The following is a 15,673-nucleotide window of genomic DNA, read 5'->3' as shown; positions in this document are numbered from 1 at the left end:
TTAATTATTTTATTGTTTCAAAGTAAAAAAAGTTTAGTGTAATCTTTTTTCCGTATTTTTCCTTAAGAAACTAATTCTCCGAGTTTATCTAATTACCCTTCTTGGATTTATCTCATTTATGTAGCAAATACTAATACTGCCCTTCGTGAAGCTAGACTTACATTACAGGGCGTTAAAAAAAACATCCCATTAGATAAAATGGAATGTCTTTCAACAAAAATTATTCTTTCAAACCCATTGCTTGTTTAATAGCCTCATAGATATAAGTGTTTTCATATGTTCCTGATAATAGCTCAGCTCCAGCACCAATTGCTGTTAAAGGAACAGATACGCCACCGTGACCACTTGTTGTCCAATCAATCATGAATTGATTGCTACTATTTGCCACATTAAATGGTCCGTCTTCTTTAGAAATTCCATCGCCAGACTCATCTTTGCTATCCACATCTTCAATTGATAAACCACCACATTCATGGTCTGCAACTACTAGAACAAGTGTGTCAGGGTGATCCTTTGCGTATTCCTTAGCTACCGATACAGATTTATCTAGTTCTTGACCAGATTTAATCATTTTTTCGGCATTGTTTTCATGAGACATTTCGTCTGTACCTTCTTCTTCTACCATTAAGAAGAAACCTTTTTTATTATCCGATAAAGTATCAATTGCTTTTTTTGTCATGTCAGGAAGTGATACTACAGGATCATAAAGATCACCTTTACCCTCTTCTCTTTGTTCAAACATTTCTTCATTTGCAAAAAGACCTAACAACTTACCATTTTTGGCTTTTTGAAGCTCATTTGCATTCGTTACATAATTGTAGCCAAGCTTTTTCGCTTCTTCAACAAGATTTCCTTGTGTTCCTTTACTTTGTTCAGACGTGTCTTTTGCCGGGTGATCTTCATAACTTCCAGCATTTCCAGCAGGATACCAAAAGTCCTCGCCTCCACCTAATAATACATCGACTTTACTGTTTTCAATATACTGTTTAGCAATGTAACTTTGTTTTGAACGATCAGTCACATGGGCACCGAATGCTGCTGGAGTTGCATCCGTAATCTGACTAGTTGTGACTAAACCAGTTGATTTCCCAGCTTCTTTTGCCATTTCCAAAACTGTTTTAACTGACTTCTTATTTGCATCAACACCAATTGCCCCATTATAAGTTTTTACCCCTGACGCCATAGCAGTAGCAGCAGCAGCCGAATCAGTTATAGCAGTAGTTGAGCTTGTATGTACCAATCCAGCAAAAGGCATATCATCCATTGCTAGTTTACCAGTTTGTCCAACAGTAGCCAGTCGGATTGCCTCTCGGTGTGCAGCTCCCATTCCATCTCCAACAAAAACAATCACATTTTTCGCCTTTCCTTTTTCGTGACTATCATCGGATCCTTTTGCATCTACAAAATGAGTAAATCCAAAAGTTGTTGCTGTTGCTATTGTTAAAGCAGCACTAATAATCGTTTTCTTTTTCCCCATAAAAAACACTCCCCATTGAAAATTTTCTTACTTTCAATATAACGAAAGAGTATTTAGGAACTGTATAGATACTGTAAAAAAGGTATAAATTTGTATGAACATTTTGTAATCTTTGTTGAAGTCGAATTTTAATTTGATCCTTTTTAATATCTGAATTGATCTAAATATTATTATCAAGGCCAAATAAAAAGAATCAAATATAAGATTCTTTTCTTTATCAAGCTATGATCTTTTAGATTTCTTAACGATTCGGTTAAATAGTACAAAAACTGCTACTAGAATAATTAAGACTAAACCAGGAAAAACGAAATTAAGCATTATAGACCAACCTTTCAGGTAGTGTTTTATATTATTTCGTTACAAAAGTCCTTATTATGTTCTTTAGTAAGAATTGACCTCGCTTCTAATACACTAGATGTTTTAATTCAATATTTGTTCACATAGAATACTTTATTTAATTTTATATTCCTCCGTTTTATTAGTTGAGGGACTTTCCAATTACTAAATTTAAGGAGGATTACAATGATTAGAATTAAAAAAGCTTTAGCTATTTGTACAGTATCTTTAATGTTACTAACATGCGGAACAGTTTTTGCAGCAAATGGTAAATACTCAACGACATATAGCATGACTGGTGGAGTCGAAAGTAAAAGACTTGATGTAGGTAGTAATCCTACCTTTACTGTTGCAGTTAATCCTACTAAGGGTATTTGGGTAGATACTAAAAAAACAAAGCAAGCAAATATTGAACTACAATTAAAAATGGATGTTTTTGGTCTAGATCCTATCAAAGATGTATCAATTGTACCATCAGTAACTGGTGGAAACAAAACACTAACTAACAAAACAAAGGGAAATTATTCTATTTATTACCGTAACTACACTGGCCTTCTTATGGAAGGAAAAACAACTATATCTTGGAAATACTAATATGATTGGCTTTTCAGTTACGTTAGACACCATTGAATTTTTATTTGTATTTTTGTTAGGATTAATAGCATTTTTTATGAAGATAAAATGGATGAGTAAAACATTTACAATTCAAAGATTTTATCATTTTACAATTTGGTTTTTTTACTACTTATCTTTAGTAAAAGTTGTTTTCTTTCCAATTACGTATTTCTATAAAAAAAATCCTGAAATAACTAGTAAACTCTATTACCAATTTTCACCATTTAATACAATTCTTAATTCGATTGAACATGGTTTATGGATTCAAATAATAGGTAATATTCTCTTGTTGCTTCCAATACCAATTCTCTATGTAGTACTAAAAAGAAAAAATCTGCAGTTTCATAAAAGCTTTTTATTTGGCTTTTTACTGTCTTTGTCAATTGAATTTATCCAACTTGGTATCAATTATTTAACCGAATATCCTAATAAAGTTATGGATATCGATGATTTAATTTTAAACGTGAGTGGTATATTACTAGGGTGGATTATTTCGAGAGTCTATTCGCGTTGGTATCTAAACTAGTCAAACTGGAGATTAACACTAGCCCTATGGGGTATATTAAAAGCTTCCATTCCCTATCTAACTCTTTCTTTGAAAACAATTCGTAAAATAGAGACTGAAAGAAAGGTTCGGACTCTAGCAGTCTCTATTAAGAAGTCGATATTTTATTTTTACTTAATCAAATATAATTGGGAGCTCTTTTAAAGATCGAAATCCAATTAGTTTTTGCCATTTTAAGTTTGAAGAAGCTAGCTGTATGTTTTCTTTCCAATCTAAGAGAGTTTTAATCGCAATTTGTGCTTCTAGGCGTGCCAACGGGGCACCTAAACAAAAATGTGTCCCATTTCCAAATGCAAGATGTGGATTAGGATTCCTCGTAATATCGAATATATGAGGATTATGAAATTTATGTGGATCTCGATTAGCCGCTCCTAATAGTAGATATATCTGGTCCCCTTTTTTTATAGGTGTATTATGTATCTCAATATCCTCTGCTGCTACCCGAGCGATCATCTGAGTTGGGCTCTCATATCGTAAACACTCTTCAACAGCCTGTTCAATCAATAATGAATTTTCCTTAAGTTTCATTAGTTGATTAGGATTTGATAATAAAGTAAGAACTGAATTGCTGATAAGATTAGCGGTTGTCTCATGACCAGCAATAACAAGTAGTATGCAGTTTGCTAATAATTCATCGTCTGTTAACTTGTCACCTTGCTGTTCCTCCATAATTAGCTTGCTAATAAGGTCCTCTTTCGGGTTAAGTTTTCTTATTCTAATCAGTTTGTTAAAGTAATCCATTAATTTTATAGTAATTGTATTCCCGTTTTCTAACACCTTTCCCCTACGAGTAAAATCAATACTTTGAATTAAACTTGCCGACCATTCTCTAAATTGAAATATGTCCTCTTTTGGAACGCCTATTATTCTTGCAATAACGAGATTTGCTAGAGGAAACGCTAAATCCGAAACTACATCCAGTGATTTCTGATTTTGAAATGGTTGTAATACTTCATATACTGTTTCTTCGATATATGGACGAAGTTGCTCCACCATTCTTGGTGCAAATACGTTACTAACGAGAAAACGCAAACGTCTATGGTCTGATTTATTTTTAAAAAGCATCATGTCTTTTTGGATATTTTTTAGTTGCTCATATTTTTTTGAGCCCTCCGGAAGTGGGATGCGACTTTCAAATCCTTTATTTTTCAGAATGGTTATTGCTTCTTCATAACCTGTAACATACCAGCCAGGATTTTTAATAAAATTTCCCCTATAGATTGATTGCATAGACCGAAGTTTCTCATAAAATAGATAAGGATTTTGAAAAAACTCGGTTGTAAATGAAAATGCTTGGTAATCCGTCTTCATGAAGGTCTCCTTTTAAAACGATTAAAATTATAAACTCTTTTTTTTTTTTAATGCTAAACTAGTTTTCGTTTTTACTGACTCCACTTCTAAATCTTAACTCACATAACATTTTGTAATCTTTATTTTCTTCTTGCCTAACTGTTGTTAAATAATCACCAAAGAAAATCAAGTTGGTTGTAAATAGAGTTACTGTCTGGCTTCCTTCAAACTTTAAAACAAACTTCATGTAATAGTCCACTTTACAATTGCTTTTACAAGCACGCATCAATCTTTTTCTCTATTAATACAACTGCAAATCTTATAGATACAAACGTCTTATCAAGATTTGTATCTGGTCCAATTATAAAAATTGCAGTTATTCTATCATCTTCAACTCATTTCCTATGCTTTGAAAACATTCCAATAAATAATTAATTTCTTTCTCGGAATGGTCAGAGGTAACCGTTAACCTAATTCGACTTTCTCCATTTGGTACAGTTGGCGGACGGATCGCAGGGGCGTATATCCCATTTTCCAGAAGCTTTTCTGAAAAAATTACCGCCTCTTTCGAATCTCCTATTAGCACTGGAATGATTGGCGTAAGATCGCCCTTTACGGTGTAACCCATTTCTTTTAATCTAGCTTTTATTTTTTTTACATTGGAAAATAATTGCTGACGCTTAGTATGACTACCTTCAATCAATTCAATTGCAGTATAGGAAGCGGCAGAGATCGCAGGTGGCATAGCCGTTTGAAAAATAAAGGTCCTTGCATGGTTTATCAGAAAGTCAATTAATTCGTGTGAACCTGCTACGAACCCTCCTTCGGTGCCAATAGCTTTGCTTAAGGTACCAATAATAACATCGGGATGTATTCCAAAGTATTCACTTGTTCCCCTTCCATTCTCACCTAAAACACCTGTTGCGTGCGCATCATCAACTATGACGTAAGCATCATATCGTTTAGCAAGTGTCATAATCTGATCGAGTGGGGCTATTGTCCCATCCATACTAAAAACACCATCTGTTACGATATATCGTCTTTGATAGGCTGCAGTTTCTTTTAATTTTCCTTCTAGATCATTCATATCTATATGGTTATAGACTACCGTTTTAGCTTTTGAAAGACGACACCCATCAATGATACTTGCGTGGTTTAATTGATCGCTCAATATAACATCCCCTATTAAAGGTAAGGATGATAACACCCCCACATTCGCTAAATATCCACTCGAAAAAAGGAGAGCTTTCTCTGTCTGTTTAAATGAGGCAATCTTTTCCTCAAGTTTTTGATGCCAAACCGTATGGCCAGTCGTTAATCTCGAGCCACTGCTCCCAACCCCAAAGTCTCGCAAACACATTTCCGTGGCTTGGACTATTTTCGGATCATTTGCAAGGGCTAAATAATTATTCGAAGAAAAGACAATTTGCTTTTTGCCATCGATTAAAATTTCAGTAAGTGGAGCTGTTGTCATTGCTCGTAATTTCCGATATAGGCCTGCTGTTTTTCTCGAACTATTTCGTTGACTTAGCCATTGATCAAGCTTCAACTGTAATCACCTCATTTCTCATCCCTAACAAGGTAGAATGGGTCGTTTTTTCAAATTGCTTCTTAATCGTTTCATTCATTAGTACGAACAATGACCATAAATGCTTATTAAGTTTTTCAATTAGTTTGTGTGGCAATTTCTTCCTCCCATTGAACAATAATTGGCTGTTTTTCTAAGTAGTTTATGTATGATTGCATATCGCTTCTTCCATCCACAAAGAAAATACGACATCCACGTTCATCACCATATTCTTTTAGATTTGTGATCCGCTGATATCCTAAGTGTTTACTGGCAACATAACCTGTTGTATATTCAGGATCATCTGACCAGCATAATTCCGCAATAGTCGCTGGATGCCTACTCACTTTCGTTGCAAGAACAAGCGCCTCTTTAATCCTTTGACTTCGAGGGATTGTGTAGTAGTTAGCCCATTTTTCAAAATTTGTCGTCAACCAGTCCATTCTAGAAACTCTTATTCCCTTTTCATGACGATCATCAATGCGCTCCCCAGTCCATATATCGACCAAAATTGCACCTCTAAGATTTGGATATTCATATATTTCTTGGAAAGCCTTTTCAATGCTCTTATTTGGAACTCCTGATTTTTTTAAAAGTGATTTTGTTAGTATTTGTCCTTCGTCTACCGATTCAACCTTATTTGTCGTTGTATTCAAAGGTAGCAACTTGGTTATTGGTTCTTCAATTAATTCGAACTGAATTTGCATAAAGTCTGGTTTCCCTCTTGTATGAGATAAGGCTTTTTCTACTAGAAAATTAAGTGCATTTGTCAAATTGTCGTAAGTTGAAATAAGTTCACCACCAGATATATGAGTTCCACCGTTTTCATGTGCCCCATTCTTTGAAGCTCTCATTCTTACACTAAAAAAGTTTTCATTACTCAACTGAATTAGTCTCCTAATCTTTTTTTGATAAACTAAATGTTCTTAAATGTTAACCAAATATTTTTTTAGGTTAACATTTAATTATGTTAAATTCCTCTTAATATATTGTCAATATTATAATTCAATATTCTTAAAAAAATCTGTGGTAAATGGAACAGTATGAACTTTGCGTGAATAAGTTCTATTAAACTTAGAACACAAACAGTGGATGTACAAAAGGTAAAACTTTTTACAAAGTATGAGAAGCATTTAAGCATTTAAATTCATCATTTTTTTTTATCCAGATCAGACATTTATTAGCGTCACTGTTGATCGTGAAAAAGAGTTTGCGTGTTGAACAGATTGAAAAATAGCTACCTATACACGTTTATATTGCCGATCCCTACTCTTCATGGCAGCGAGGTAGTACGTGAATTTTTCCCAAAAGGAACATTTAGCAAAAGTAACTCGAGCAGTGAGACTGATTAACTATCGACCTCGAAAATGCTTAAACTGGAAATCTGCATTTTTCCTTTCAACTTCATATTAAAAAGGTCCTATCCAAAACAGATTTTTCCGTTTTGAATAGGACCTTTTTTAAAAAACTATATTATTAGTGTAAACCAAAAGCATCAATTACATCTTGCTTAATGCGATTCCCTGCATCATCCCATGCACTTGCACGAAGTGAAACAGAACCTCCTGGTTGTTTTGGAAGTTTTAATTTTGCTACCCAACCAGATTCCTCAGAAGTTAAGGTTACAGCTTCCCATGTTTTTCCACGATCAAACGAAACTTCTAGAGTTGCTCCCTCAATTTGTCCCGCTCCTTTTGCACCTTCTATATGTGATGCAAAAAACTTTAATTTAGTCGAGCTTCCAGCCTTTACATCCCCTGCCAAATTTGTATCAATATCATAGTTTAAAGCAAGTAATGGCACTGTCACTCGTTTTGTTTCGTAATCCGACCAGAATGTCCATTCAGTGTGTGTTTGTGTAGACGTATGCCAACGTGCTGGATCGCGATGTGAGTCCTCAATCAGTTTAAATTGAGTGCGTTCTTTTGGAATAAATTTGCTTGTGTTTAATGATCCGCCTTTCACTTGACGAATCAGTGTAGAACCTATATATAGACTTGAAATAGTATCATCCGCATATTCGTTTACTAAGAAACCTGCATGTCCGAATTGCCCATCTCCCCAGACCGGTGTATTTAAATAGATAAAGTTGCCTTCACGGTATGGAGCAAAAAAATCCTTACTAAATGATGGACGCACAACAGGCTTAAACCAATTACTTTCTAACTGTTCACCAGGATTGTATTTAACAATTCCATCTCGCATTTCCCATTTGTTGTCAGTTACAAGAGCTTTTTGTAACCAAGTTGAGCCCTCTGTAGCAGATACCCACTCTTCACGTTCGATTGGGAAGCTCATCGGTTCCCAAGCAAGTCTTGTGTCAACTGAACGATTTGGGCGGAAATCAAAACGCCATTCTGCTGCGGGTGCTGGTCGATCTGAGTAATAACGACTATCTACTCTAGCTAATTCGCTTTCATCTGGAGCATATTCGATTTCATTATCAGGAATTGAACCATTAAATGCCTTTACAAGATCGTATAAATAAGGTGTATTTGCTGTCCCTTTTACATTCAATTTAATATCATTTGCTTGTACTTCAGCGATCAGCTTCTCTCCTTCTGTCCCACTAATTGCCGCAACAGCAAGAGGAATTTTTGCATAAGCATTTCCTGCATAAGATTCAATTAATTCTTGTGGTTTGTCATTCACTACAATCAGTAATTTTACACCAGCTGCAATTGCTGCTTTTGCTCTGTCGTATTCATCGACCTCATCGCTTCGTTTAATAATAACTGCTTTTCCTTTTGCGTCTAGCCCATTATAATCTTCAGTTGCACCTTTTCCTGCATAGACTGTATCTAATTGATACGTTCCATCAAGATTCGTACTTCCTAACTGAGGGAAATCATCTAGTTCCACCCCATTGTGTTTGATCGTTAAAATTGGCTTAACCATTCGCCAGCGAGTTGCTGTTTCAAAACTACCGAACTTTACTCCCTTAATAGGGGCAACATACACTTTGTCTACTGTATTCGGTAGCTGTATAGATTGACCTATTCCACCATTTGGAGCGATTCGTGTATATTCCATTCTCCTGAATGAAGATTCTGATGCTTTTGGTGTCTTAACTTTTATTTCATTTGCTTTTCGTCCATCGAAATCTAATGTACTATTTTCTTTCAGTTCAAATTCTGGATCCCCCACAAGGGCAACGCCAAGATGGTCTGTTTTAGTATCTACTTGCATCATTGACATAACAGAGTAAGTACCTGGTGGTAAGCGTAAAGTTTTGGTGCCGTCAACTGCTACTTTCTGATAGGTACCAGTTTCAAAGTTATAGACATAAGAATAAGCCAAGTTCGGTGATCCATCCCTATCAATTGCATTTAAGGTAAGGTTATAACGCTCACTTTCTTTTGTCATATTCATTGACGTATGGGTAACAACTTTTCCATCTAAACTTGCAGATAATTGACCTTGGTAAGTAGCTCCTAAAGCCCCTTTACTAACGTCAAGTGATAGTTGAACAGTCGCTGTTCCTTTTGCTGGAATTGTTACCTTGTCAGCAGATTGCTTGATCAATCCATTAGGTGCAGGTTGGCCGTTTGCATCTGTAAATGAAATAGAAAGATCTAATGTGACGTCCTTATCGCTATCGTTGTAATATGTAACAACACGTTCGACTGGTGTTTTATCATCATGAGGCCATTTAAAAAATCCAAACGAGATCGAACCTGTTGCATGAATATCCCCAAGAGCTGCCGGAATATCCAAACGCCCTGTTCCAATTTGAGTAGGATTTAGTCCTTTCAGTTGAACTGTTGAGCTCATCAAAGCATCTTTAATCTGTTGTCCAGTCCAATCCGGATGCCTTTGTGAAATAATTGCTGCTGCACCGGCTACGTGTGGTGTTGCCATTGATGTCCCGCTTTTGGACATGTAGTAGCCACTTCCTGACGATGCATATTGAGACCTGGCTGCAACAATATCGACTCCAGGTGCAGATAGATCAGGCTTCAAGGCTAAATCCCCAATACGAGGCCCTTTAGAACTGAAGGAAGCTAACTTATCTGTTTTCGATACAGCTCCGATTGTAAGGGCTGCATCAGCTGCACCTGGTGAACCGATTGTACTTTCGCCACCATTGTTTCCTGCAGCAACTACAAACAGTGCTCCCGTCTCTTTACTTAGCCGATTGACGGCTTGAGCCATTGGATCAGTTCCATCACTCGCTTCTGAGGAAGATATACTCATTGAAACGACTTTCGCATGATGTGCAGCCCACTCCATTCCTTCAATAATCCAGGAATTCAGACCATAACCATTGTTCGATAATACCTTTCCTACAAGTAAATGTGCACCTGGTGCTACTCCTTTTAATTTCCCGCCTGAAGCGGCACCTGATCCAAGTACAGTGGAAGCAACGTGGGTACCATGAGAATTATAATCCTTTGTATCTTCACCTGGTACAAAGCTTACGGCTTCATCCAAGTGTCCTATAATATCTGGGTGGTCTTTATCAATACCTGTATCAAGGACAGCTACTTTTGTTCCTGTCCCATCATATCCAGCCGACCATGCAGTAGGAGCACCTACTTGTGGCACACTTTTATCTAATGTCGCTTCTACCTTTCCGTCGAGCCAAATTTTTTCAATACCGTTTTCCACTTGCTCATTCGCCATTTTTGTTTTAATAGGTTTTGTATTGATACCAGTATTTACTGATTTCCAAAAGTCCTTTGCTTTTGATTTCTTTGTAGATAGCGATACAGCATTAATACTCTCTAAAACATGAGTCTGAGTAGATCCTTCTGGTGCATCAGGTACAGATTCTGCATCGATTGACCGTGTTTTACTTTTTTTGTATTGTACAATGACTGGTAACGTATTTTGACTCGTGTCATCATAATCATCTTTTAAAAGCTTTGAAATATTAAATAAATTATCGTCTAACTTGTCTGCTGCTAAATATGGCATTGCTTGTTCTGGAATAACAAATGTTTCTTTATTAATTGTCATAATCTGAGAATGATCTTCTTCACCATTTGGAGTTGTTATATCAATGATTGACTTTCCATCCCCAACGCCTGTTACCTTGACAACATCACCCGTAATTAACGTAATAGTTCGTGTTTCTCCATTCTCAAGCGAACTTAATACTGGGTCCTGATTAAGCCCCTCATCAACGACATCGTTTTTCACTTGCTCAACAGAGTTATTTTGTGAGGTTTCAGAGGATGTTTTTGCTTGTGTCATTAACGGTACTGATGATAGCAATAGTGCAGCAGATACCGCTATTCCCGCATGTTTTGAGATTTTTCGTTTCTTTTTCATACCATTTCCCCAATCTTTTAATTTTACCATTTTAACTATTTTCGTAGATTCATAGAGTCTTAAAGACCCTAAATTAGAACTATGTTTTCAATAGTAGAAAGTTTGGATCACTTCCGATTATTTTTTAGATTAGCATAACCATAAAGCCTCTATGAATCTCTCACGGAATCACTTCCACTATTTAATTATTCATTTAATTCCGAATTAAAACAATACTATATCGAGTAAGACAGTACGGGTTATCTTTCCCTAATGTTTTCAAGTTTCCCAAGGCTTCTAGAACAAATTCGACAAATTTTTATCACATCAACGAGCGAAATAACCCGGTAGTAAATTTTAACTAGAAAGATGGAATTCAAAGATTCTTACTAGTCAAGTCTATGTTCAGTTAGAATGATTTTCAGGTGAATGTGAACAATTTCTAGAACTAAACAATTTTTATAAGATAAGAATGTAACAGTTTACTATTTTAAAAAAAGCCCCTTCAAAATCATAAGTTGATTTTGAAAGGGCTAAATTTTATTTTAATCCAAATGCTTTTATCACATCTTGTTTAATGCTGTTGCCTACATCATCCCATGCACTTGCACGAAGGGATACGGAACCACCAGGGTTGTTAGGAAGTTTAAGATCTGCAAACCAATCTTCACCTTCACGAGTTAAATTAGTTTGTTTCCATGTTTTTCCTTCATCAAATGAAACCTCAAGTGTTGCACCTTCAATTTTACCAGCTAATACTGCGTCTGGTAAATGAGTTGCTGATAGTTTTAGTTTGGTTGAGCTTGCTGCTGGTACATCTCCTGCTAGGTCTGTTTTTACATCAAAATGTAAATCAAGCATTGGGAGAGTTGTTTTTTTCTCCGAGTATTCTGACCAAAATGTCCATTCGGTATGTGTTTGAGGAGATTTACTCCATCTGTTCGGATCACGTTTGGAATCAGATATCATGGTATATTGCTTACGTTCTTTTGGAATCAAGTTTGAAGCAAACACAATTAAAGCTTCATTATCCTTTTCAGAAATGAGTGAAGATCCTTGATACAACTTAGAATGTGTACCTCCGTTTCCAAAGAAACCTGCATGTCCAATCTGTGAATCACCCCAAGAATGCGTACTCACATATAGCATCGTTGACTCACGATAAGGAGAAATAAATCCAGGACCGAAAGAAGGTTCTACGACTGGCTTGTACCAATGACTTTCCAATTGTTGGCCTGGATGATATGTTTGCTTCTCAGCTCTCATTTCCCACCAGTCACGTAAATTATCAAACTTCTCTACCGATGACTTTTGGAACCATGAAGATCCCGCAGGAGCTGATACCCACTCCTCGCGTTCTGCCGGTAAGTTCATAACTTCCCAAGCAAGTCTTCTATCTACCGAGCGATTTGGACGGAAATCAAAACGCCATTCCGAACCGATTGCTGGTCGATCTGAATAATAACGGCTATCTACTTTTGCTAATTCTTCTGGTTGTGGTGCATAGACTAATTCTTCATCTGGTATTGTATCATTAAACACTTTAATTAAATCATATAAGTATGGTGAATTTTCTGTTCCCTGCACATTCAATTTCAAATCTCCTGAACGTGCCGCTTCTACAAGTTCCTCTCCTTCAGTACCACTAACTGATGTGATCGCTAAAGGTATTTTTGCGTATGCATCTGGAACATAACTAGTCATTGATTCCTGCGGCTTGTCATTGACTACGATTAACAGTTTTACACCTGCTGCCATCGCTGCTTGTGCTCGATCAGATGGTTTCACATTGTCATTACGATGGATAACAACTGCTTTTCCTTTAGCATTTAGTCCATCATATTCTGAAGCCGTACCGGTTCCTGCATAAATCATAGGAAGTTGATATGTTCCGTCTAGATTTGTACTGCCCCCTTGTGGAAGGTCATCAAATTCATAACCTTTTAGTTTCATTGTAAGGATCGGCTTGATCATACGCCAGCGGGATGCCACTTCAAGGCTTCCGTTTTCTACCTTATCCGTAGGAGCTGCATACACTTTGTCAACTGTTTTTGACAATTCAAGAGCCTCACCTACTCCACCTTTTGCTGTTACGCGTGTGTACTCCATTCTTCTAAATGAAGCTTCAGATTTCTTAGGTGTTTCTACTTGTATTTCACGGGCTTTTCGTCCGTCTAACTCAATTGTGCGATCTTTTGTCAAATTAAATTCTGGATTACCTACAAAAGCTACCCCTCGATGATCTGTATTTGTATCGACATCCATAAGTGACGTCACAGAATATGTACCTGGAAGCAATCGTAAATCAGTTGAACCATTTACTTTGACTAACTGAGGTTTGGCTGTTTCAAAGTTATAAACAACAGCATATGCAAAATTAGGTGAACCATCTCTGTCAATCGCTTTAATTGTCAAGTTATGACGCTCTTCTTCTTTTATCATTGCTAATGAAGTACGAGCAACAGTCTTACCACCTACACTAGCTGATAGATACCCTTGATAGCGAGCTCCAAGCATACCTTTGCTTACGTCAACTGCTACCTTCACTGAAGTACTACCCTTCGCTGGAACTGTTACTGTATCTTTAGATAGCGTTAACAATCCTTCTGGAGCCTTTTTGCCAGCTGCATCTGTGAATGTTGAAGAAATATTTAATGTAACATCAGAATTTGTATCATTTTTATACGTTACTGTACGTGCTATAGGCTCTTTTTCTTCATGTGGCCAGTCAAAAAATCCAAACGACACAGAGCCAGTTGCGTATATGCCATTGTTTAGAGCTGCTGGAATATCAAGACGACCTGTTCCCACTTCATATGGAGTGAGACCTTGTAGCTGCTTAGATGAGCTCATTAATGCATCTTTTATTTGCTGCCCAGTCCAATCAGGATGCGCTTGTAAAAGAATGGCAGCTGCACCAGCTACGTGAGGAGTCGCCATTGATGTACCATTGCTAGAAATATACATCCCGCTCCCTCTAGTTGTAAATTGAGAACGAGCAGCCAGTATGTTCACACCAGGAGCTGATATGTCAGGCTTAATAGCCATGTCATTTAAACGAGGTCCCTTGGAAGAGAATGAAGCCAATTGATCTGTTTTTGAAACGGCTCCAACTGTTAACGCTGCATCAGCTGCACCTGGAGCTCCAACTGTTCCTTCTCCGCCATTATTACCCGCTGCGACAACGAATAAAGCACCTGTTTGCTCACTTAAACGATTGACAGCCTGTGACATCGGGTCTGTTCCGTCGCTTCCTTCATTTGTCCCAATACTCATTGATACAATCTTTGCCTTATGTGATGCCCACTCCATCCCGTCAATAATCCAGGAATTAAGACCAGACCCATTGTTTGCTAGTACCTTTCCGACAATTAAACGCGCACCCGGTGCAACTCCTTTATTTAACCCATTTGAAGCAGCACCTGTTCCTAATACTGTAGAAGCTACGTGTGTACCGTGAAAATGATAGTCAGTCACATCTTCTCCAGGTACAAAGCTGACCGCTTCATCTAATTGACCTGAAATGTCAGGGTGGGTTTTATCAATCCCTGTATCTAGCACTGCGACCGTCGTGCCTTTTCCGTTATAGCCTGCATTCCAAGCGATTGGTGCACCTACTTGTGGTACACTCTGACTCAAGGTTGCTTCTACTTTCCCATCTAGCCATACCTTTTCAATCCCTTCACCTAACTGAAAAGATGGACTAGATGTTCTGGATGCAGTAGATTGCGATTTTCCTGAGATCGCTTTCCAAAAATCTTTTGCATGTTTTTTATTTGTTGTAACTGAGACGCTGTTAATACTTTCTAGTACGTGCTCTTGCTCAGAACCAACTGGTGCTTTTGGTACGGAAGTCATCGATTCTGTTTTGTTCTCGTCATACTGCAAAATAACCGGTACAGATTTTTCCTTTGCGTCATCGTATCCTTCGCGAAGCAATTTTGTTAGATTAAATAAATCCATATCAATCTCGTCAGCCGCTACATATTCCATTGCTTGTTCTGGAATGACATACGTTTCATTATTGATTGTCATAATACGTGAAAGATCTTCTATACCATTTGTATTTCTCACATCAATAACTGTTTTGCCGTCTCCAACTCCTGTGACAGTGACTACATCGCCTGTCAAAAGAGTAATTGTACGGGTTTCACCCTCAGTAATAAAACCTAGTTGCGATTTTGGTTCTTGTTTTACAGTTTCTTGTTGGTTTTGATTCTCTTCCTCAGTAGCTAAAATTTTAGTTTCCGGTGATGTTTCTGCATGGGAGCTGAATGGAACAGATGATAGCAACAGAGCAGCAGAAATGGTTAATCCTGCCGTTTTTGAAATCTTTACTCTTTTCTTCTTCATTTTTTATGTTTCCCCTCACTTTTCCACTTACTGTATAACCGTTGTTTTCATAGAATTATTAAAGATTAATTTTTTCGACACCCCTCTCTTTACATCCACAAAACAATTATTATAGCAATCTACTACCGTACAGGTAATTTATTTTAAGTTCTTAAATTACTATAATCTAAGAATAGTATGACATATTAAATGCACTTCAACTATGAAACAAAAG

9 protein-coding genes are annotated in these 15,673 nt (G+C 37.0%); 2 read left to right on the top strand and 7 right to left on the bottom strand.

The window, feature by feature from the left end:
* Positions 1-220: 220 nt before the first annotated feature.
* Positions 221-1,477, bottom strand: coding sequence for an alkaline phosphatase (locus RAH41_RS01700; RefSeq protein ID WP_331220162.1), 1,257 nt, complete (start codon positions 1,475-1,477; stop codon positions 221-223).
* Positions 1,478-1,999: 522 nt separating this feature from the next.
* On the opposite strand from RAH41_RS01700, the gene RAH41_RS01695 reads away from it, so the two are divergent.
* Both RAH41_RS01695 and RAH41_RS01690 read left to right on the top strand, forming a co-directional pair.
* Positions 2,000-2,407 carry a hypothetical protein gene (locus RAH41_RS01695; RefSeq protein ID WP_331220160.1) on the top strand — a complete coding sequence of 136 codons (408 nt, stop codon included), beginning with the start codon at positions 2,000-2,002 and terminating at the stop codon, positions 2,405-2,407.
* 1 nt (position 2,408) lies between these two features.
* On the top strand, positions 2,409-2,954 hold the full coding sequence (locus RAH41_RS01690) for a VanZ family protein (protein WP_331220159.1): 546 nt from the start codon (positions 2,409-2,411) through the stop codon (positions 2,952-2,954).
* A 153-nt stretch (positions 2,955-3,107) separates the two neighbouring features.
* Here RAH41_RS01690 and RAH41_RS01685 read toward each other — a convergent pair whose 3' ends face one another.
* The 6 genes from RAH41_RS01685 to RAH41_RS01655 all read right to left on the bottom strand — a co-directional run bounded on the left by RAH41_RS01685 (position 3,108) and on the right by RAH41_RS01655 (position 15,459).
* Positions 3,108-4,304, bottom strand: a complete 1,197-nt coding sequence (locus tag RAH41_RS01685) for a cytochrome P450 (protein WP_331220158.1) — start codon at positions 4,302-4,304, stop codon at positions 3,108-3,110.
* Between the two features lie 355 nt (positions 4,305-4,659).
* On the bottom strand, positions 4,660-5,832 hold the full coding sequence (bioF, locus tag RAH41_RS01680; RefSeq protein ID WP_331220157.1) for an 8-amino-7-oxononanoate synthase: 1,173 nt from the start codon (positions 5,830-5,832) through the stop codon (positions 4,660-4,662).
* Positions 5,822-5,968, bottom strand: coding sequence for a hypothetical protein (locus RAH41_RS01675; RefSeq protein ID WP_331220155.1), 147 nt, complete (start codon positions 5,966-5,968; stop codon positions 5,822-5,824). Before RAH41_RS01675 ends, bioF begins: the two co-directional genes overlap by 11 nt.
* Positions 5,949-6,734 carry a 6-carboxyhexanoate--CoA ligase gene (locus tag RAH41_RS01670; protein WP_331220153.1) on the bottom strand — a complete coding sequence of 262 codons (786 nt, stop codon included), beginning with the start codon at positions 6,732-6,734 and terminating at the stop codon, positions 5,949-5,951. Before RAH41_RS01670 ends, RAH41_RS01675 begins: the two co-directional genes overlap by 20 nt.
* A gap of 592 nt (positions 6,735-7,326) precedes the next feature.
* Positions 7,327-11,127 (bottom strand): S8 family serine peptidase, encoded by a 3,801-nt coding sequence (locus RAH41_RS01660; protein ID WP_331220152.1) that lies wholly within the window; start codon positions 11,125-11,127, stop codon positions 7,327-7,329.
* 519 nt (positions 11,128-11,646) lie between these two features.
* Positions 11,647-15,459: a S8 family peptidase gene (locus RAH41_RS01655; protein ID WP_331220151.1), complete on the bottom strand. Its 3,813-nt coding sequence runs from the start codon at positions 15,457-15,459 to the stop codon at positions 11,647-11,649.
* Between the last annotated feature and the right edge of the window lie 214 nt (positions 15,460-15,673).

It is taken from the genome of Gottfriedia acidiceleris (assembly GCF_036421055.1).
GTDB lineage: Bacteria > Bacillota > Bacilli > Bacillales > Bacillaceae_G > Gottfriedia > Gottfriedia acidiceleris_C.
Note: the sequence above shows the minus strand (reverse complement) of the source record. Positions and strands in the feature narration are given on the sequence as shown.